Here is a 21,260-nt window from a genome sequence, read left to right as displayed (position 1 = left end):
AAGATATTAATTAGATATGAAAAAAATCAGTTGCTTCATTCCTTATTCAGGAAAAGAACAAGTAGAAAAAACAATAGAAAACTTACAAGTTACGGGACTTGTAAAGGAGATTTATTTAGTAACCACCAACGATAAGCTGGAAACATTACCCGGCTGCCAACGTATCTGGATAGAATATCCTTTTAGCAGTCTTGCAATGGAAGTGATGGCACATGAAACAGAAAGTGAATATACGTTGCTCTATACCAAAGAGACAACACTTGAGATGGGCATGTTTTCCCTAGAACGGATGTTGCATATTGCAGAAGATACAGGCGCAGGAATGATTTATGCTGATCATTACCAAATAACAAACGGTAAACAGGTTCATGCTCCAGTCATTGATTATCAGTTCGGTTCATTGAGAGACGATTTCGACTTTGGCTCCGTACTATTGTTCAACACCGCAAAGCTGAAAGAAGCTGCCGGTCGCATGAAATCAGAGTATGACTTCGCCGGACTCTATGATTTACGGTTAAAACTAAGCCAAAAAGCAGATTTAGTACACATCAACGAATTTCTGTACAGCGAAGTGGAAAACGATACCCGCAAAAGTGGTGAGAAGATATTCGATTACGTCGATCCTAAAAACCGGGATCGTCAAATTGAAATGGAACAGGCCTGCACCGAACACTTAAAAGAGATTAACGGTTACCTGAAACCGGAATTCAAGAAGATAGAGTTCTCTGCTTGTAACTTTGAATACGAGGCATCAGTCATCATCCCTGTCCGTAACCGTATCCGTACTATTCGCGATGCCATCAAATCCGTATTGAGACAAAAAACAGATTTCAAGTTCAATCTGATTATCATAGACAATCACTCAACAGACGGTACCACCGAAGCTATTGACGAATTCGGACATGATGAAAGAGTGATACATATTATTCCCAACCGTAATGATCTCGGTATCGGTGGTTGTTGGAATATGGGAATTGCTCATCCCAAATGCGGGAAATTTGCTATTCAACTGGATAGTGATGATGTTTATGCCAACGAAAATACTTTGTCTATAATGATACATGCTTTCTATGAACAGAATTGTGCTATGGTGATAGGTAGCTATATGATGACCAACTTCCAAATGCAGGAAATTGCTCCAGGTATCATCGATCACAAAGAATGGACTCCTGATAATGGACGCAATAATGCCCTACGTATCAACGGACTGGGTGCACCGCGTGCTTTCTATACCCCAATTCTACGCGAATTGAAAGTACCCAATACCAGTTATGGTGAAGATTATGCCTTGGGACTAAACTTCTCCCGTCAATATCAAATAGGCCGGGTATATGATGTAGTTTATCTTTGCCGCCGTTGGGATGACAATTCGGATGCTTCATTGGATATCACGAAAATGAACGAACACAACTTATACAAAGACCGTATCCGTACCTGGGAACTACAAGCCCGTATTACATTGAACAGGAAGTAGTGACCTCAATTTTATATCGTAAACCGTCAAATTCCAGATAAACACATGAATCAAACGATAGATACTCTCCTGACCAATCAACTCACCGCTTGGGAACTGGCACGTAACAACTACGCTGCCCTTTCGGATATACGGGTGAAAGAATTGAATGTGCACGGTATCCTTTATAAAGTACAGTTCAACCCTGCTCGCATCGTATCTTCAGGAGCTAAAGTAGATACAAAGTCCATCCAAGAACGTAAATGTTTCCTCTGTCCTGCCAACTTGCCACCGATGCAGAAAGGTATTCCGTTCGAGGGACATTATAATATATTGGTAAATCCCTTCCCTATATTCCCCCGTCACCTGACGATACCGGAAATAACACATTTAGATCAGCGCATTGCACCTCGCTTTAGTGATATGCTAGAACTGGCAAAGCAATTGACAGATTATACCATCTTCTACAATGGTCCCCGATGTGGTGCCTCCGCTCCCGACCACGCCCATTTCCAGGCAGGCAATAAAGGATTTATGCCTATTGAACAGGATTGGCGGAAGCAAGTGGCAAGGAAAGTCGTAGATTATGGCAAAGCAACACTTTGGTATTTGAACGATTTCCCCCGCACAACGCTTGTCATTGAATCTCTTGATAAAGAAGACACAATGAAATTATTCAACCTCATCTACCGTTCATTAGATTTAAAAGCCGAAGAAGAACCCATGATGAACATACTTGCCATGTATGAAGTTTTCCGGCAGTCTACGATTCCCGGACAGGAAGGGAAATGGATTGTATTCGTCTTTCCACGTGCTAAACATCGTCCTTCCTGCTATACAGCCAAAGGAGAAGCAAATTTGTTGAGTAGTCCCGCATCTGTAGATCTGGGGGGGGTATTCATCACCCCTATAGAGAAAGATTTTCTAAAAATAACAGCAGAAGATATAGCACAGATATTAAGTGAAGTATGTCTTTCGGCAACAGATTTTCAAAAGGTGAGACAATACATTAAAGAACAAATATAAGTATCTGGCAGCAGATTAGCAACAAACATATATAAAAGATTATGGAAGAGCCTAAAGTACAGGTTGGAATATTATTCGCCTCCCAGATAGAATTCGTTCTACTATCTACATATCACATCAACGGTATAGAAGTCAGTGGCAAACATGTTGTAAAATATGATAAAGGAAGAATTCTTTGGAACGGACACCGATATGATGAACTGTTGTTCGAACCGCAGCACGAATTTACCGATGCTTTCGAATTATGGAATGTCACCATCGGTATCAACTTCCACTGGGAACGTAAAGAGAACCAACGTTTCCAAGGGGCTTTAAAAATTATTGTTGACGATGGCAAACTGACGGGTATCAACATAATTAACATAGAAGACTACTTGATCAGTGTCATTTCCAGTGAAATGAGTGCAACGGCATCATTGGAGTTACTGAAGGCTCATGCCGTGATTTCCCGTAGTTGGTTATTGGCCAATCTGAAGGAACTCACAATGCGTTATCCGCAATTAGCGCCTCACTTCAAAGCCTTCCCACACCATACAATGAAACACAGTGCGACCAACCATCAACTATTAACCGCCAATTGTCAATTAAAATGGTACGACCGTGAGGAGCATACCCGATTTGATGTTTGTGCAGACGACCATTGCCAACGTTATCAAGGTATAACCCGCGCTTCCACCGGAATTGTGAAACAAGCTATTGCCGCCACTCGCGGACAGGTACTGACTTACGAAGGTAAGATTTGTGATGCCCGTTTCTCCAAATGTTGTGGTGGTATTTTTGAGGAATTCCAGTATTGCTGGGAAGACCTGAAATATCCCTATCTTGTGAAGCAAAGAGATTACAGAGTGAAAAATGAAGAATGGAGAATAGGAAATGAAGATTTGAGGATTGACCTGACTCAAGAAACTGAAGCCGAACACTGGATACGTACCTCACCGGAAGCTTTCTGTAACACAACAGACAAAAAAATCTTATCCCAAGTCCTCAATAACTACGACCAAGAAACTACAGATTTCTACCGTTGGAAGGTAGAATATACACAAGATGAACTTTCAACTCTTATTCTGAAACGTTCCGGCATCGATTATGGGCAAATCATTGATCTTATTCCCATAGCTCGTGGTACCTCGGGACGTCTCTGGAAATTGAAGATAGTAGGTACCAAGAAAATTCTTACCATTGGAAAAGAATTGGAAATCCGGCGGACACTCTCCTCATCGCATCTATATAGCTCTGCCTTCGTGATAGACAAAGAAGAAATATCTTCCGAAGGTATCCCCGGACGATTTATCCTTACCGGAGCGGGATGGGGACATGGTGTCGGACTTTGCCAGATAGGTGCAGCAGTAATGGGAGAAAAAGGATTTAAGTACGATACTATTCTTCTACATTATTATACTGGAGCAAGTATTGACAAACTATATGAATAACATAATAGATAGACAACTAATATCATGAACAGTATAAAAGGAAAAAATTACGATATCAAAGGAAAAAGCCCTTGGTGGTGGGTACCTACACTGTACTTTGCAGAAGGAATTCCGTACTTTGTGGTTAACACTATTTCAGTGATGATGTTCACCAGGATGGGAGTAGCCAATGGTGATATGTCATTTTTTACTACATTACTTTACTTTCCATGGTTCTTGAAAGGAATATGGAGTCCCATTGTAGATATAATAAAGACCAAACGTTGGTGGATTCTCACTATGCAAGCTGCAATGACACTCCTCATGATACTACTGACCATCAGCCTGCCCCATCCCACACAAGAGACGATAACCTCAGGTCACACGCCGATAAGTATGTTCACCTTTACACTGATATTATTTATTATCACAGCATTCGCTTCTGCCACACACGACATAGCAGCCGACGGTTTTTACATGTTGGTTCACAGTCCCAGTAGTCAAGCTGCTTTCATAGGCATACGAAGTACATTCTATCGAGTAGCCTCCGTATTCGGGCAAGGTATACTGGTATTCATTGCAGGCATATTGGAAAAAAGTACCGGTGACATTCCTTTCTCCTGGCAAGTGACGTTAGGTTGTGCAGCTGTTGTATTCTGTCTTGTAACCCTCTACCATACTTTTGCCCTGCCACGTTCAAAGGAAGACAAAACACGTACAGCCGATAATGTGCCGGTTGATAATGCCCGTCCAACTCAAGAGTCAAAGATAACAGAACTAGCCAATTCGTTCATTACTTTCGTCAAAAAGCCTGATGTATTGCTTGCCATAACTTTCATGTTGCTATATCGCCTACCCGAAGGTTTCCTTATCAAAATGTGTCAGCCTTTTCTGGTACATTCCATTGAAAGTGGTGGTTTGGGACTGGACACAGATGTAGTTGGTATCGTATATGGTACCATTGGTACCATCGCCTTACTTGCCGGAGGTATTGCAGGAGGAGTTTATGCTTCACGCCGAGGGTTAAAACACTCATTATGGCTCATGGCTACCTGTATGACATTACCCTGTCTCACATTCGTTTATTTAGCCATCGTTCAACCTGAAAATATCACGTTGATAAGTATTGCTGTTTCTATCGAGCAGTTTGGTTATGGTTTCGGGTTTACAGCCTATATGCTTTATATGATGTACTTCTCAGAAGGAGAATTCAAGACCTCGCACTATGCTATCTGTACCGCTTTCATGGCACTGAGCATGATGTTGCCCGGATTTATAGCCGGATATATAGAGGAGGCCATCGGCTATGTCAACTTCTTCTGGATGGTGATGGCTTGCTGCCTGGCAACATTGGCAGTCACTTATCTTATTGATAAAAAGATTGATCCGGAATACGGAAAAGCAACATCTTCACTATCAAAAAACTCATAACCTATAACTCCAATGAATAATTCCAAAATAAACAAACGTATTCTTGCCCTCGACATCCTTCGTGGTATCACCATTGCTGGTATGATCCTGGTGAATAATCCGGGAACATGGTCACACATCTACGCTCCCTTACGCCATGCCGAATGGAACGGTCTGACTCCCACCGACCTGGTTTTTCCTTTTTTTATGTTTATCATGGGAATTTCGACCTATATATCTTTAAAGAAGTATAACTTTGAAATCAGCTACTCCACTATATGGAAAATTCTGAAACGGACTATCCTCATCTTTCTTATAGGTATGGCTATAGGTTGGTTTTCGCAGTTCTGTTATTATTGGGGTTCTGCCCCCGATAATCTCGGTTCCAGTGAAAAACTTTGGAATGCAATCTGGACATTCGACCACATTCGTATCCTTGGTGTCATGCAACGTCTTGGTATCTGCTACGGTGTTACTGCCATCATTGTACTTATCATAAACCATCGATATATCCCTTACCTCATCGCAATCCTGTTGGCAGGTTATTTTATCCTGTTGTTTTGTGGCAACGGCTTCGCCTATAATGAGACTAACATTCTTTTCATAGCGGACCGCGCCATCCTTACTCCCGCACACATGTATAACCCCAATGTTCTTGATCCGGAAGGTGTACTAAGTACAATACCCGCCATTGCCCATGTTCTTTTAGGTTTCTGTGTAGGACGTTTGATGTTGGAAAGCAAGAAAATCAACAAAGATCGTACCGATATGCTCAATTCACATCTGATTAAATTATTCCTGATTGGTACTACCCTTACATTCGCAGGTCTCCTGCTGAGCTATGGTTGCCCAATCAACAAAAAGATATGGTCTCCCACATTTGTACTTACTACTTGTGGACTGGCTTCGAGTTTCCTTGCACTACTTATCTGGATTATCGATGTGAAAGGTTATAAGAAATGGAGTATATTCTTTGAAGCATTCGGCATAAATCCGTTGTTTATGTACGTTTTAGGAAGTATACTCGCCATACTCTTCGGTAGTATCAGTTTCCCGTGGGAAGGTGGTAATATCAGTATACACGGATTTCTATATAAACTAATCCTGATGCCTATATTTGGTGAAACTAGTGGTTCACTGGTATACGCATTACTATTTGTCGGAATTAATTGGTGTATCGGTTACCAACTTTACAAACGGAAGATATATATCAAGTTATAATCATTAAACATTAAACATTAAATATATGATACTCATAGCAGACAGTGGCTCTACAAAAACCGACTGGTGTGTTGTGGAAGATGGACAGCTCCTCCAGCAAATTTTCACGAAAGGTACAAATCCCTTTTTCCAGTCAGAAGAAGAAATCAGCAATGAAATTACAACGGCACTGTTGCCACAGTTACAAAACAATGAACTAGATGCTGTATACTTTTATGGCGCGGGATGCGGTTTCCCAGATAAAATAGACATGATGTACCGCGCCATTACCCGCCACCTCAATGTAAAAGAGGAAGTAGAAGTCAGTACCGACATGTTGGCAGCCGCACGAGGACTCTGCGGACATTCGGCAGGTATTGCCTGCATCATGGGTACAGGATCCAATTCTTGTTACTATAACGGAAAAGAGATTGTAGCCAATGTATCTCCATTAGGATTTATTCTTGGTGACGAGGGTAGTGGTGCCGTATTGGGTAAACTACTGGTAGGCGATATTCTAAAAAACCAGACAAGCCCTGAGATTAAAGAGAAGTTCCTTCAACAGTTCAACTTGACTCCCGCTGATATCATTGATCGCGTGTATCGCAAACCATTTCCTAATCGTTTTCTTGCCAGTCTCTCCCCATTTCTGGCACAAAATCTGCATGAACCATGTATTCACTCGTTGGTGCTGAACAGTTTTAAAGCATTTCTTCAACGTAACGTCATGCAATATGAGAATTACCGGGAATATAAAATACACTTCATCGGTTCCATAGCTTTCTATTATCAAGAGATTTTGGTAGAAGCTACACAGGAAATGAGCATTCGGGTGGGCACTATCCTCAAGAGTCCAATGGAAGGGTTAATTCAGTACCACAGTCATATTTCGCCAGCCATAAACTATTCATCATAAATCTCATCATATCCATGACATTCCTAAAAATCTCAGAGCAACCTTCACTTTACAATGACCTGGAGAAGAAATCAGTCCGTGAAATTCTGGAAGATATCAATACGGAAGATCAGAAAGTAGCACTTGCTGTACAGAAAGCAATTCCTCAAATAGAGAAATTAGTACTTCAAATCATCCCACGCATGAAGCAGGGCGGACGTATCTTCTATATGGGTGCAGGTACCAGTGGACGCCTCGGTGTACTTGACGCTTCTGAAATACCTCCCACGTTCGGAATGCCTTCCACATTAGTTATCGGTCTGATTGCCGGTGGAGACACAGCCCTACGCAACCCGGTAGAAAACGCAGAAGATGACATTCATCGTGGTTGGGAAGAATTAGTGGAACGAAATATCACCAACAAAGATATAGTCATCGGTATTGCTGCTTCCGGTACTACTCCGTATGTTATCGGTGCCATGCGTGAGGCACGTGCACATGGCATCTTGACGGGGTGTATCACCAGTAATCCCGGCTCATCGATGGCTGCAGCGGCTGATATACCTATCGAAATGATTGTAGGTCCGGAATACGTGACTGGAAGCTCCCGCATGAAATCCGGAACTGGTCAGAAGATGATTTTGAATATGATTACAACCTCTGTAATGATACAGCTGGGACGTGTAAAAGGCAACAAAATGGTAAACATGCAACTCAGCAACAAAAAACTGATAGACCGTGGTACCCGTATACTTGTAGAAGAATTAGGTCTTGATTATGAAAAGGCCAAAACGCTACTGACGATGCATGGCTCCGTCAAAAAAGCGGTGGATGCCTACCGGACAAAATAAGGGAAGAAATGCGATTACATTTCTTCCCACAAATTATTTATAACATCAAATATGCAATTATATACCAGCATTCCTTATTGTGCAGGTATTGGAATAACTTTTAAATTCGTTATCCTACTTTTAAATTTCCCGGTCTTCTCCAATGGAAACACCAAAGTGCGGACATACCTCATCGAATCCTTTCCTCCATTAAAAAAAAGTTTCTGAACATTGAGTTCTTCTACTACCTTTCCATTTACCAACAACCGTGTCACACGATTATCTCCACTGATACCAATATTCACCTTCTCGCCCGGTAAGACACGGTAATTAAACGTATTCAGATAACCATCCCTGACAAATCCCAATAATCCTTTCACCGGATCCGAAAGATAAAATACGGCATCAGGCGAACGAAACAATTCAGTTCCTTTAGCTTCATCCGCTCCTTCCACATCAAAAGATACCAGATAATTATAACCAACTTCACGCAAAGGTAATTTGCTATCCGGCAATACAATGCCTTGTTCATAAGTTTGTTTTATACGGCCAGACAGATTGATGCCCGGTGCTTCGCTCAACACATTCCTTTCCTGATTAAATACAGTAAAAGGCAATGTGGTTTTCTTTCCGTCCCACATTTTTACAGCCAATGTCTGTATAGCCGGAAATGCACGATGATGAATATCCTTAACTGATATCCCGTTACCCACATGATCGTTCCATAAAGCAAACATTCCACCAAGGATAGACGGATGGTTCTCCTCAAAAACGACCTTTCCTATATGTGCAGGAGTCCACTCATTATAAAGTTTCTCTATATTCAAATAATCATAATAATAACCTGCTGCAGGTACAATATAAAGCATGCCATCAGGAATACTGATAAGTCTATATCCTTGCTTAATCATTTCTTCCGGATCGGCATAACCGTTATACCATGCATTCATTATCACATTTTCCGACTTTACGGGAGTATCGCCTTTAGCATGTGTCAAAGCTCCCCATACACAAACTTGCTTGCCAAAACTCTCTACATAACGTATATAACGGTCGGTAAAAGCACGAAATTTCTCTACCACATCCTTCTTTGCATTAGAGTACTCATCTGTACCAATGTGTACACGTTTTCCACGGAATACGGGAGAATTACCTTCCAGATATTCACGAAACAGCCCATCCATAAAGGTATAAGTCTCAGGATTCGATAGGTCCAGATGATCCATACCATACTCTTTGCTACCTATCTCCGGACGATAATGGGTAAATGCCAAAGTATGCGCGGGAGCATCTATTTCCGGAATAATCTCCACGAAATTATCTTCGGCCAATATTTGAAGATTGATAAATTCCTTTTTGGTATAATATCCGTCACGAGCAACCAATCCGGGATAAGTATCCGATTCCAATCGAAAAGCGGCATAAGTTTTTGACCAGTCATGTTCAAAGAACTGCTTGAAACCGTTATCATTAAGATGAATTTGGAAAGTATTCATTTTGTAATAAGCCATAATCTTTACATAATCCCGCAAGAAAGCCATAGGGATAAATTTACGCCCGCAATCGAGCATAAAACCACGGACTGCATATTCCGGAAAATCACGGACAGTCCCTTTTGGCAAACAATGTTGGACAGACTGCTCACTTATTTGCAACAAAGTACGGGTAGCCCAGTATACCCCAACGGTTTCGGGAGCAGAGACAGATACACGGTCGGTAACTTTCACCATATAGCCTTCTTTACCTAACTTTTTATCCGCACGAAGGGTAAGTATGAAATCACCGGTTTTTCCTTTTCCGGCAACCACTTCCGGTTTTACTCCAAACATTTCATTATAATCTTCGGCAAAGGCATCAGCTATCCGCTTTAAATCGGGATTTTTAGGTGAATATACAATACGGCTATGAGACGAAGGAGTAAATACCCCCTCCTCTCCTTTCCATTCTTGAAGTTCAGGGATCACAAAAGGTTTCGGATTTACCGCAGCATATGCCTTGGAAATGATACCCAAGAATAGGCATACAATTAATAACAGTCGGTTAATAGATTTCATTGTTAAAAAGGTTTTTTATTTATCAAACGAAGATAATCTTTTTCTAAATATAAAAAGGGCAGCAAATTAAAGAATATTTTCTTTGCCACCCTTTTCTATAAGTACTAAATGACTATTTATTCAACAATACTGTTCAATATAATATCAAATGTCAACGTTGAGTAACCGGGAATTGTTCCGGATGAATTTCCACTGGAGCCATAAGCACTTTGCCATGGAATGTATAACATCCAACGTTCTCCTGTACGCATATACTGCAAAGCCCATGTCCAACCTATAATAACACCGGTTACTGTAAAAGTAGAAGGAGAGTCAAAAACTGTCGGCCATTTCCCCTCTTTCGGCCATTCACCATTTTCCGGCAATGAAAGCACAGGGATATTTCGATCAAAGGAACCATAACCATCAAAATTACCATCAAATTCATCACCCGTTATCAATGTTCCGTAATAATAAGCACTCACAGTAGAGTGATATCCTGAAAAATTAGGACGTTCCCCGTCTTTGTTCTCAACAAGTTTTTTACAATATATGTATTGGGAAGGATAACTACTGCTACTAACCGGAATAGCATACAGCTTACCAATCTTCATGTCATTAGCCGCATCTACCGTAGGCGCTAAAATATTATCACCCGTTTCTGCTTTTATAGAGTCTATAAAAGCCTCGTTACGTGGTTGCCAGTTATCATACTTTCCTGTTTCTTCCACTTCTTCACAGGCAACAAATGCACCTGCAACAAACAGCAGGAACGGCAAAAATAAAAGGAATGGTCTCTTCATCTTCATTAATTACAAATTACAAATTATGAATTACGGAACTACAATTTACGAATTACAAACACTAAGCGGCATTCTTTACACAGCCCCGTAATTTGTAATTCGCAATTCATAATTCTTATTGCAGCGTTTTCAACAAGGAGGTAATGTTGACACGATCTGCAATGATATTATTCAATTCGGAGATAGCCACACGTTCTTGCTTCATGGTATCACGATTGCGCAACGTCACGCAGTTATCTTCCAAAGTTTGATGATCCACAGTCACGCAGTACGGAGTACCGATAGCATCCTGACGACGATAGCGTTTACCAATACTATCTTTCTCATCATACTGACAGTGAAAATGGAATTTCAGATCATCAATGATTTCACGTGCCTTTTCAGGCAGACCGTCTTTCTTTACCAATGGCATAACAGCCAGTTTCACTGGAGCCAAGGCTGCAGGTAATCTCAAGACAACACGCGTTTCACCATTTTCCAGCTGTTCTTCGCAATAAGAAGCAGACATGATACTAAGGAACATACGGTCTACACCGATAGAAGTCTCGATGACATACGGAGTATAACTTTCGTTAGTTTCCGGATCAAAGTACTTAATGTTCTTACCGGAGAACTTCTCATGTTGAGACAAGTCGAAATTCGTACGACTATGGATACCTTCCACTTCCTTAAATCCGAAAGGCATCAGAAACTCAATATCAGTAGCGGCATTTGCATAATGAGCCAACTTGTCATGATCGTGATAACGATAATGATCATCACCGAATCCCAAAGCTTTATGCCACTTCAAGCGGATTTCTTTCCACTTCTTGAACCAATCAAGTTCTGTTCCCGGTTTTACGAAAAACTGCATTTCCATCTGTTCAAACTCACGCATACGGAAAATGAACTGACGAGCCACAATTTCATTACGGAAAGCCTTACCAATTTGCGCAATACCGAAAGGGATTTTCATACGCCCTGTCTTCTGCACATTCAGATAATTCACAAATATGCCCTGGGCTGTCTCCGGACGAAGATAAACCTTCATAGAGCCATCTGATGTAGAACCCATTTCAGTAGAAAACATCAGGTTGAACTGACGAACTTCCGTCCAGTTCTTTGTACCACTGATAGGACAAACAATCTCTTCATCCAGAATAATCTGGCGAAGTTCGTCAAGATCATTATCATTCAACGCTTTTGCAAAACGTTCGTGCAGTGCATCACGCTTGGCCTGATGTTCTAATACACGACCATTCGTGCTACGGAACTGCGCTTCATCGAAAGCATCTCCAAAACGCTTGGCAGCTTTAGCAACTTCCTTGTTTATTTTATCATCATACTTAGCGAGCTGGTCTTCAATCAACACATCGGCACGATAACGTTTTTTGGAATCACGATTATCAATCAATGGATCATTGAACGCATCCACGTGTCCGCTTGCTTTCCATATTGTGGGATGCATAAAGATAGCTGAATCAATGCCTACTATATTTTCGTGTAGCAGCACCATACTTTGCCACCAGTATTGTTTGATATTGTTTTTCAGTTCCACACCCATCTGGCCGTAATCATATACGGCTCCCAAACCATCATAGATATCGCTGGAAGGGAACACAAATCCATATTCCTTACAGTGTGAAACGAGTTTCTTAAAAACGTCTTCTTGTGCCATTTCTTGTTATATCTAAATTAATTTTATTTCAATTCGCATGTAAAAAGCGCCACAAAGATAGGGATTTATCTTATATATAAGGCAATGGGGGTATTAATTTATCTTATTTGCATAATTAACATGCAATGGCCGGCAATTGTACCCAACGTATTAAACAAGTGGTTATTAACAATGCAAATCAACAGCCAACCTGTTAATCCGCATGATTATAAAGAACAGTTTTGTTGCCACTCCATTGGCACGATCTTGCCACTCAATTGGCAAAGCCGTGCCAATGAAATGGCAAAGTTGTGCCAATTAAGTGGCACTAATGTAAAAGTTATAACGGGGTACTTATCTCATTCAATATTTTGCCAATCATCACATCTTTTGAGAAGAAAACAGCTTAACTCGCTATATACCTTGTTTTTTAAAGCGATTTGCTGATTTTCCCGATAAATTTTGTATTTTTGCCTGCAACTGTAAAACCAACAGTTATCATTGAATAGACAATTCCCAAAGAAATATGAGCGAAGATTTTGAAGCACCGAAAGAAGACTTGGACAAAGAACTCCCGGAAGGGAATGAAGGACATTCGGATTATAAACCTGCGGATACGAACGACGTGAGTATAAAGCATCAATTGAGCGGAATGTACCAGAATTGGTTTCTGGATTACGCTTCTTACGTTATTCTGGAACGTGCTGTACCTCACATCATGGATGGGCTGAAGCCTGTGCAAAGGCGTATTTTACACTCCATGAGGCGTTTGGAAGACGGGCGTTACAACAAGGTGGCCAACATCGTAGGACATACGATGCAGTTTCACCCGCACGGAGACGCTTCTATCGGTGATGCTTTGGTTCAGCTCGGTCAAAAAGATTTGCTCATCGACTGTCAGGGAAACTGGGGAAATATCCTGACAGGAGACAGCGCAGCCGCCCCCCGTTACATAGAAGCACGGCTTTCCAAGTTTGCACTCGATGTGGTGTTCAATCCAAAGACCACAGAATGGAAACTCTCATACGACGGACGAAATAAAGAACCGGTGACACTCCCCGTAAAGTTTCCGCTATTGCTGGTACAAGGAGTAGAAGGTATCGCCGTAGGTCTTTCATCCAAGATATTGCCACATAATTTCAATGAACTTTGTGATGCCTCCATCAAATATCTACACAAAGAAGGGTTCACGCTTTATCCCGACTTTCAGACAGGAGGCAACATCGACGTTTCGAAATACAATGATGGTGAACGTGGTGGTGCCGTACGCGTGCGTGCCAAGATAGAGAAGGTAGACAATAAGACCATCGCCATCAAGGAAATTCCCTACGGCAAAACGGTGGCCAATGTCTGCGACTCTATTGTAAAGGCAAGCGAAAAAGGGAAAATCAAAATTAAAAAGGTAGAAGACCTGACATCAGGCAACGTAGAGATCCTGGTACACCTTGCCCCAGGCGTTTCTTCGGATAAAACGATTGATGCCCTATATGCTTTTACCGATTGCGAAGTGAGTATCTCACCCAACTGTTGTGTTATTGATGACCAGAAGCCTCACTTCCTCACCATCAGTGACGTATTGAAGAAATCAGTAGATAATACGTTGGTATTGTTGCGACAGGAACTGGAAATCCATAAGAATGAAATTCTGGAGAACCTGCACTTCGCTTCATTGGAAAAAATATTCATCGAAGAGCGTATCTACAAAGATAAGGAATTTGAACAAGCTAAAAACATGGATGCTGCTTGTGAACATATTGATGAACGCCTGACCCCTTATTATCCGACATTGATCCGCGAAGTAACCAAGGAAGATATCCTTAAACTGATGGAAATCAAGATGGCCCGTATCCTCCGGTTCAACTCCGACAAAGCGGAAGAACTGATAGCCCGCATGAAAGCAGACATTGAGGAGATAGACCGTCATCTGGCAAACATCGTGGAATATACTGTAGACTGGTTCAGGATGCTGAAAGACAAATATGGCAAAAATTTCCCGCGCCGCACGGAATTGCGTAACTTCGATACCATTGACACCGCAAAGGTGGTGGAAGCCAACGAAAAACTATACATCAACCGTGAAGAAGGCTTCATCGGAACAGGTTTAAAGAAAGACGAGTTTTTGGCAAACTGCTCCGACCTGGATGATATCATCATTTTCTTCCGTGACGGACGATACATCATTACTCCGGTGGCAGATAAAAAGTTTGTCGGTAAGAATATACTGTATGCCGCCGTATTCAAGAAAAATGACAAGCGTACTATCTATAATGTGGTTTATCGCGACGGTAAAGAAGGTACGCACTATATCAAGCGTTTTGCCGTGACTTCCGTGGTACGTGACCGTGAATACGACGTGACTCAAGGTACACCCGATTCACGTATCATGTATTTCACAGCCAATCCGAATGGAGAAGCGGAAATCATTAAAGTCACTCTAAAACCGAACCCACGTGTACGCCGCATTATCTTTGAAGAAGACTTCAGCAATATCGGTATCAAGGGTCGCCAAGCTATGGGTAACATCCTGACCAAATTACCGGTACACAAAATAGCATTGAAACAACGCGGCGGCTCAACCCTGGGTGGACGTAAGGTTTGGTTCGACCGCGATGTCCTGCGGCTCAATTATGATGGACGCGGTGAATACCTTGGTGAATTCCAGAGTGAAGACAGTATCCTCGTAGTGCTGAACAGTGGTGAATTCTACACAACGAATTTCGATCTCAACAATCACTACGAAGACAGTATCCGTGTTTTGGAAAAGTATGATGTCAACAAGATATGGACAGCCGTACTTTATGATGCCGACCAACAAAATTACCCGTACATCAAGCGTTTCTGCTTTGAAGCAAGCAATCGTAAACAAAATTACTTGGGCGAAAACAAAGACAACCGGCTTATTTTACTGACGGACGAATACTATCCACGTTTGGAAGTTATTTTTGGCGGTCATGATAATTTCCGTGAACCGATGGTGATAGAAGCCGATGAATTTATCGCCGTGAAAGGGTTCAAAGCAAAAGGGAAACGACTGACTACCTTTACCATTGAAACCATCAATGAACTGGAACCTTTACGTCAACCCGAAACCTTACAAAATGAAGAGCAAGAAGAGGAAGATGAACCAGAAATACTCGACCCCGACCACGGAAAAAGTGAAGGTGACATTCTGGATGAATTGACAGGACAAATGAAGTTGTTCTCAAATGATGACAGCAAGCATGAAACTACTTAAATCAGTAATACTAACAAGTTGCCTGTTCCTATGTTTCGGGAGAGTGCAGGCACAACTCCCGGTAGAAACGGAAGGTTTGGAACAAAGCCGTCTCGTAACTCGTGCCACCATGTACGGTGTAGGTTTTACGAATGTATTCGACACCTATCTGTCTCCACAGGAGTACAAGGGTATCGACTTCCGTTTCTCTCGCGAGAGCATGCGGATGACAAAATGGGCAAACGGCAAATTATCTTTGCAAAGTTTTTTCCAGGCTGATTTAGGTTATACGCATAATAAAGTGGACAATAACAATACTTTCTCCGCATTGGCAAACTGGAATTATGGCTTACACTACAATTTTCCCATAACAAGTAATTTCAAGTTGCTCGCCGGAGGGCTGGCTGACTTGAACGGAGGCTTCGTGTACAATCTACGTAACACCAATAATCCTGCATCGGCAAGGGCATATATCAATCTCGATGCATCGGGTATGGCTATTTGGGAGTTAAAGATAAAGAATTATCCGCTGACACTCCGTTATCAGATAAACCTGCCTTTGATGGGCGTAATGTTCTCACCTCACTACGGACAGTCTTACTATGAAATATTCTCATTGGGTAACAGCAGTGGTGTGGTAAAGTTTACTTCACTGCACAACCAGCCTTCACTGCGACAGATGCTGACAGCGGACTTTCCCGTGGGACGTGCCAAGATACGACTGGGTTATATCTGGGATACACAACAATCTAAGGTAAATGATATAAAGACGCATACATATTCACATGTATTTATGGTGGGATTTGTGAAGGATTTGTATTTGCTGCGAAATAAGAGAAAGAAATGATAAGGTGATAAATGCAGAATGATAAGGTGATGGGATCTTTAAAAAAAATAATATTTCTAATTGTCGCACTTCCTCTATGGAGCGGCTGTATCCGCGAGGATGATGTCATTAATACGCCGCAAGGAAATTTTGAAGCCTTGTGGAAAATTATCGATGAGCAGTATTGCTTTCTGGAATACAAACAGATTGACTGGAATGCCATACACACTAAATACAATAAACTCATCACTAACAATATGACGAGTGAAGGGTTATTTGAAGTCTTGGGACAAATGCTGAACGAACTACAAGACGGGCATGTAAACCTCGCCTCATCACACAACGTTTCCTATTATGACGCATGGTATCAAGATTACCCCCGTAATTTTCGAGAAGACATCGTAGAAGATTATTATCTGGGAAAAGCCAGCACTGATTATCGTACTGCCGCCGGTATTAAGTACAAGATATTCGAAGATAATATCGGTTATATGCGTTATGAAAGTTTCTCATCACCTATCGGCAATGGAAATCTGGACGAGATACTTTCTTATCTTGCCGTATGCAACGGACTTATCATTGACGTGCGCAGTAATGGAGGTGGAAACGTCACTAACTCTACCCGCATCGCCGCCCGTTTCACCAACGAAAAAGTGTTGACCGGATACATTAGTCATAAGACAGGAAAAGGGCACAATGACTTCTCCGAACCTTATCCTATCTATTTAGAGCCTAATGACGGAGTACGCTGGCAAAAGAAAGTTGTAGTATTGACAAACCGCCGTTCTTACAGCGCAACGAATGATTTTGTAAACCAAATGCGTTATCTACCCAACGTCACTATTATGGGAGATAAAACAGGCGGTGGTTCCGGCATGCCTTTCACATCGGAGCTGCCCAACGGATGGACCGTTCGTTTTTCTGCCAGTCCGCACTTCAGTGTAGACATGGAACAGATAGAATGGGGAATAGAACCGGATATCAAAGTCGATATGCTGGAAACAGATGAAGCTAACAATATAGATACTATTTTGGAAAAAGCCCGTGCTTTTCTTAGCGGAAAATGGACACCTAAAGGGAATAAATAACTTTCTTCCCTCTTTTGCTTGTTAAATCGGGAAAACTTCTTATCTTTGCATCGCTTAATGAGAATTACTTCTGCGGATGTGGCGTAATTGGCAGCCGCGCCAGACTTAGGATCTGGTGCCGTGAGGCGTGTAGGTTCGAGTCCTATCATCCGCACAGATTTTATAGAACAATTATTTAGACAAACAACTGAAAAGGCCTCGGGAATGTGATATTTCCGAGGCTTTTATTTTGTATGTGTTAAAAACGGAAGATATGGAAACGAATGAAATCTTTTTTGCATTTAAATTGTTTCAGTGAAAATAATAAAGTTAGTTATCCACTAAAAATTTATGCAATGAAGAAAAAACCTAGACTTCCTATGAAGAGAGCCTCATGGCTGAAAAATCTATTTCTGATAGCATGTATGCTCCTCGTCACAATGCCTGCATTTTCACAGAACAAAACGGTAACCGGTACGGTGACCGACGCAACAGGCGAACCACTAATCGGTGCATCTGTTCTACAGCAGGGAACTAATAACGGTGTGATCACCGATATTGATGGTAAATACTCCATCCAAGTACCACCGGAAACTACGTTGGAATTCTCATACGTGGGTATGGTGAAGCAGACCATCAAAGTAGGCAACCAAAACATCATCAATGTAAAAATGCAAGATGATTCACAAATGCTTGCCGAAACGGTAGTCATCGGTTATGGTAGCGCCAAAAAGCGTGACCTTACCGGTTCTATCACGAATATAAAAGGGGATGAAATTGCCAATAAACCGGTAGTCAATCCCGTATCAGCGCTACAAGGGAAAATTGCCGGTGTACAAGTAATTAATTCCGGTAAGGCAGGTGCCGATCCGGAAATACGTGTACGTGGTACCAACTCCATCAACGGATATAAACCGCTGTATGTGGTAGATGGACTGTTCAATGACAACATCAATTTCCTAAATCCACAGGATATAGAGTCCATGGAAATCCTGAAAGATCCTTCATCTCTCGCTATCTTCGGTGTGCGCGGCGCCAACGGGGTCATCATCATTACCACTAAAAAAGCGAAGGAAGGACAGACACGTGTCAACATCAACGGTTCGTTCGGTTTTAAAGCCGTGACAAACAAAATTGCATTAACAGATGCTACCGGTTTCAAGGAACTATATAACGAACAGTTGAGAAATGAAGGTAGTCCAGAGTTCGATTTTACAGACTGGACGGGCAACACCAACTGGCAAGACGAAATCTTTCAAACGGGATTTATCACCAATAACAATATCAGCGTCACAGGGGCCTCTGCCAAGCACAGTTTCTATCTTGGTGCCGGATATGCCTACGAACAAGGGAATATCAAACACGAGAAATACAGTAAAGTTACGTTAAACGTCAGTAATGATTATAAGTTGACAGATAACTTCAAGGTAGGTTTTCAGTTCAACGGTGCACGCATGTTGCCCGCCGACACCAAAAGTGTGGCAACAGCTTTGCGCGCCGCTCCTGTAGCTCCTGTTTTCAACCAAGAATATGGTCTATATACTACACTGCCTAATTTCCAGAAGGCACAAATGAACAATCCGATGGTGGATGTTGATAAGAAAGCCAACACTACCCGTGCGGAAAACTACCGGGCATCCGGAAATGTATATGCCCAATGGGACTTTCTAAAGCACTTTCAGGCTAAAGTGATGTATTCCATGGACTATGCTTCCAACAGTAAACGTACTTACACTCCTATTATCCAGGTATTCGATAGTAGTGTAGAAGGCAATATCGTGACTTTGGGTGACGGAAAGACCGGAGTAACTCAAGCTAAAGAGACAGAGACAAAAGTGCAAAGTGACTACCTGCTGACCTACCAGAATACATGGGGCGACCATAGCCTGACCGCTACGGCAGGTTTCACTACCTATTATAATAAACTTGAAAATCTGAACGCTGCCCGTACACAAGGAGTCGGACTGGTTATTCCCAATAATCCCGACAAATGGTATGTAAGTATCGGTGATGCAGCAACATCCACTAACGGGAGTACCCAATGGGAACGCAGCACTGTATCTATCTTAGGACGTGTACTCTATAATTATAAAGGTAGATACCTATTGAATGCATCGTATCGTCGTGACGGTTCTTCGGCTTTCTCTTATACCGGAAATCAATGGCAGAATTTCTATTCCGTCGGTGCCGGTTGGCTGATGACAGAAGAAGAATTTATGAAGGATATTACCTGGCTGGATATGTTGAAGCTGAAAGGTTCCTGGGGTACACTCGGTAACCAGAACCTGGACAAAGCTTACCCTGCCGAACCCTTGTTGACTAATGCTTACTCTGCCGTATTTGGCAAACCTTCGGCTATTTATCCGGGTTATCAACTTTCTTATCTACCCAACCCACATCTGAGATGGGAAAAAGTGGAAGCATGGGAAGTAGGAGCAGAAGCAAACTTTCTGCGTAACCGCTTACACTTTGAAGGAGTTTACTACAAGAAAACCACCAAAGACCTATTGGCTGAAGTACCAGGTATCTCAGGTACAGTACCAGGTATCGGTAATCTTGGTTCTATTGAAAACAAGGGCGTGGAACTCGCTGTAAGTTGGCGTGACCAAATAGGTGATTGGGGATACAATGTAGGAGCCAACCTTACCACCATCAAAAATAAGGTCTTGAGCCTTGTTCAGGAAGGTTATTCCATCATTGCCGGAGACAAGAGTCAAAGTTATACGATGGCGGGATATCCTATCGGCTATTTCTATGGTTACAAAGTAGAGGGTGTCTATCAGACACAGGAAGAAATCAACAATTCTCCCAAGAATACATTGGCCACCGTTACACCAGGCGACTTGAAGTTCAAGGATGTAGATGGAAACGGCGAGATTACTCCTGCTGACCGTACCCTGATTGGTGACCCGACACCGGACGTGACATACGGTATCACTCTGGGAGTCACATACAAAAACTGGGAACTGGGTCTCGACATGATGGGACAAGCCGGCAACCAGATATTCCGTACTTGGGACAACTATAACTGGAGCCAGTTCAATTTTATGAAACAACGTCTGGAGCGTTGGCACGGACCGGGTACAAGCAATACCCAACCGTTGCTGAATACCAAACATACCATCAATAATTTGAACTCCGAATATTACATCGAAGATGGCAGTTTCTTCCGGATCCGTAATGTACAGTTGGCCTATAATTTCGATAAAACTTTGATTTCCAAAATCGGTATGCAGGCACTGAAACTCTACGTGAACATCCAAAACTTAAAAACCTGGAAACATAATACCGGATATACTCCTGAATTGGGGGGTACGGCTATTGCATTCGGCGTAGATGACGGTAGCTATCCGATGCCGGCAATTTATACATTCGGTTTCAATCTGACATTCTAACCGATGTAATACCGGAACAAGACTTCCTTATGGAATAACAGCACTTTATTGAACTTATAACAA

14 protein-coding genes and 1 tRNA gene are annotated in these 21,260 nt (G+C 42.0%); 12 read left to right on the top strand and 3 right to left on the bottom strand.

Translation table 11 applies throughout. From position 1 onward, the window contains the following. Nucleotides 1-16: 16 nt before the first annotated feature. Genes DXC10_RS03145 through murQ form a run of 7 tightly spaced genes read left to right on the top strand, consistent with a single transcriptional unit; the run spans nucleotide 17 to nucleotide 8,244 of the window. Nucleotides 17-1,474 (top strand): glycosyltransferase, encoded by a 1,458-nt coding sequence (locus DXC10_RS03145; RefSeq protein ID WP_117737309.1) that lies wholly within the window; start codon nucleotides 17-19, stop codon nucleotides 1,472-1,474. A gap of 45 nt (nucleotides 1,475-1,519) precedes the next feature. Continuing rightward, nucleotides 1,520-2,479, top strand: a complete 960-nt coding sequence (locus tag DXC10_RS03140) for a DUF4922 domain-containing protein (RefSeq protein ID WP_101542268.1) — start codon at nucleotides 1,520-1,522, stop codon at nucleotides 2,477-2,479. Between the two features lie 41 nt (nucleotides 2,480-2,520). Continuing rightward, nucleotides 2,521-3,909: a SpoIID/LytB domain-containing protein gene (locus DXC10_RS03135; protein ID WP_101542267.1), complete on the top strand. Its 1,389-nt coding sequence runs from the start codon at nucleotides 2,521-2,523 to the stop codon at nucleotides 3,907-3,909. Nucleotides 3,910-3,933: 24 nt separating this feature from the next. After that, nucleotides 3,934-5,319, top strand: a complete 1,386-nt coding sequence (locus DXC10_RS03130) for an MFS transporter (protein WP_117737308.1) — start codon at nucleotides 3,934-3,936, stop codon at nucleotides 5,317-5,319. A gap of 12 nt (nucleotides 5,320-5,331) precedes the next feature. Continuing rightward, nucleotides 5,332-6,519, top strand: coding sequence for an acyltransferase family protein (locus tag DXC10_RS03125; RefSeq protein ID WP_117737307.1), 1,188 nt, complete (start codon nucleotides 5,332-5,334; stop codon nucleotides 6,517-6,519). 25 nt (nucleotides 6,520-6,544) lie between these two features. Further along, complete coding sequence (locus DXC10_RS03120; protein WP_101542264.1) at nucleotides 6,545-7,414, top strand: BadF/BadG/BcrA/BcrD ATPase family protein; 870 nt, start codon at nucleotides 6,545-6,547, stop codon at nucleotides 7,412-7,414. A 14-nt stretch (nucleotides 7,415-7,428) separates the two neighbouring features. Continuing rightward, entirely contained in the window at nucleotides 7,429-8,244 is an 816-nt protein-coding gene (murQ, locus tag DXC10_RS03115) for an N-acetylmuramic acid 6-phosphate etherase (RefSeq protein WP_117737306.1), read from the top strand. A gap of 74 nt (nucleotides 8,245-8,318) precedes the next feature. Here murQ and DXC10_RS03110 read toward each other — a convergent pair whose 3' ends face one another. The 3 genes from DXC10_RS03110 to DXC10_RS03100 all read right to left on the bottom strand — a co-directional run bounded on the left by DXC10_RS03110 (nucleotide 8,319) and on the right by DXC10_RS03100 (nucleotide 12,716). Continuing rightward, nucleotides 8,319-10,277: a family 20 glycosylhydrolase gene (locus tag DXC10_RS03110; protein ID WP_101542262.1), complete on the bottom strand. Its 1,959-nt coding sequence runs from the start codon at nucleotides 10,275-10,277 to the stop codon at nucleotides 8,319-8,321. 116 nt (nucleotides 10,278-10,393) lie between these two features. Continuing rightward, nucleotides 10,394-11,059, bottom strand: coding sequence for an FKBP-type peptidyl-prolyl cis-trans isomerase (locus DXC10_RS03105; protein ID WP_101542450.1), 666 nt, complete (start codon nucleotides 11,057-11,059; stop codon nucleotides 10,394-10,396). Between the two features lie 115 nt (nucleotides 11,060-11,174). Further along, nucleotides 11,175-12,716, bottom strand: a complete 1,542-nt coding sequence (locus tag DXC10_RS03100) for a glycine--tRNA ligase (RefSeq protein WP_101542261.1) — start codon at nucleotides 12,714-12,716, stop codon at nucleotides 11,175-11,177. 505 nt (nucleotides 12,717-13,221) lie between these two features. Between DXC10_RS03100 and DXC10_RS03095 the strand changes: the two genes are divergently transcribed. The 5 genes from DXC10_RS03095 (at nucleotide 13,222) to DXC10_RS03075 (ending at nucleotide 21,197) form a co-directional block, all read left to right on the top strand. Beyond that, entirely contained in the window at nucleotides 13,222-15,930 is a 2,709-nt protein-coding gene (locus tag DXC10_RS03095; RefSeq protein WP_101542260.1) for a DNA gyrase/topoisomerase IV subunit A, read from the top strand. Continuing rightward, on the top strand, nucleotides 15,917-16,756 hold the full coding sequence (locus DXC10_RS03090) for a DUF3316 domain-containing protein (RefSeq protein ID WP_101542259.1): 840 nt from the start codon (nucleotides 15,917-15,919) through the stop codon (nucleotides 16,754-16,756). The genes DXC10_RS03095 and DXC10_RS03090 overlap by 14 nt, the downstream gene beginning before the upstream one ends. Nucleotides 16,757-16,767: 11 nt before the next feature. Further along, complete coding sequence (locus DXC10_RS03085; RefSeq protein WP_101542258.1) at nucleotides 16,768-17,823, top strand: S41 family peptidase; 1,056 nt, start codon at nucleotides 16,768-16,770, stop codon at nucleotides 17,821-17,823. Between the two features lie 72 nt (nucleotides 17,824-17,895). Further along, nucleotides 17,896-17,977: transfer RNA gene (locus DXC10_RS03080), tRNA-Leu, on the top strand. Nucleotides 17,978-18,158: 181 nt separating this feature from the next. Continuing rightward, complete coding sequence (locus DXC10_RS03075) at nucleotides 18,159-21,197, top strand: TonB-dependent receptor (protein WP_101542449.1); 3,039 nt, start codon at nucleotides 18,159-18,161, stop codon at nucleotides 21,195-21,197. Nucleotides 21,198-21,260: the final 63 nt, after the last annotated feature.

The sequence above is a fragment of the Bacteroides sp. OM08-11 genome (assembly GCF_003438665.1).
Classification (GTDB): domain Bacteria; phylum Bacteroidota; class Bacteroidia; order Bacteroidales; family Bacteroidaceae; genus Bacteroides; species Bacteroides cutis.
This window is presented reverse-complemented; position numbering and strand designations above follow the sequence as displayed.

Coding starts and splice junctions, on each gene's coding strand:
- DXC10_RS03145 (WP_117737309.1), top strand. CDS start 17: ATGAAAAAAATCAGTTGCTTCATTCCTTATTCAGGAAAAGAACAAGTA.
- DXC10_RS03140 (WP_101542268.1), top strand. CDS start 1,520: ATGAATCAAACGATAGATACTCTCCTGACCAATCAACTCACCGCTTGG.
- DXC10_RS03135 (WP_101542267.1), top strand. CDS start 2,521: ATGGAAGAGCCTAAAGTACAGGTTGGAATATTATTCGCCTCCCAGATA.
- DXC10_RS03130 (WP_117737308.1), top strand. CDS start 3,934: ATGAACAGTATAAAAGGAAAAAATTACGATATCAAAGGAAAAAGCCCT.
- DXC10_RS03125 (WP_117737307.1), top strand. CDS start 5,332: ATGAATAATTCCAAAATAAACAAACGTATTCTTGCCCTCGACATCCTT.
- DXC10_RS03120 (WP_101542264.1), top strand. CDS start 6,545: ATGATACTCATAGCAGACAGTGGCTCTACAAAAACCGACTGGTGTGTT.
- murQ (WP_117737306.1), top strand. CDS start 7,429: ATGACATTCCTAAAAATCTCAGAGCAACCTTCACTTTACAATGACCTG.
- DXC10_RS03110 (WP_101542262.1), bottom strand. CDS start 10,277: ATGAAATCTATTAACCGACTGTTATTAATTGTATGCCTATTCTTGGGT.
- DXC10_RS03105 (WP_101542450.1), bottom strand. CDS start 11,059: ATGAAGAGACCATTCCTTTTATTTTTGCCGTTCCTGCTGTTTGTTGCA.
- DXC10_RS03100 (WP_101542261.1), bottom strand. CDS start 12,716: ATGGCACAAGAAGACGTTTTTAAGAAACTCGTTTCACACTGTAAGGAA.
- DXC10_RS03095 (WP_101542260.1), top strand. CDS start 13,222: ATGAGCGAAGATTTTGAAGCACCGAAAGAAGACTTGGACAAAGAACTC.
- DXC10_RS03090 (WP_101542259.1), top strand. CDS start 15,917: ATGAAACTACTTAAATCAGTAATACTAACAAGTTGCCTGTTCCTATGT.
- DXC10_RS03085 (WP_101542258.1), top strand. CDS start 16,768: ATGCAGAATGATAAGGTGATGGGATCTTTAAAAAAAATAATATTTCTA.
- DXC10_RS03075 (WP_101542449.1), top strand. CDS start 18,159: ATGAAGAAAAAACCTAGACTTCCTATGAAGAGAGCCTCATGGCTGAAA.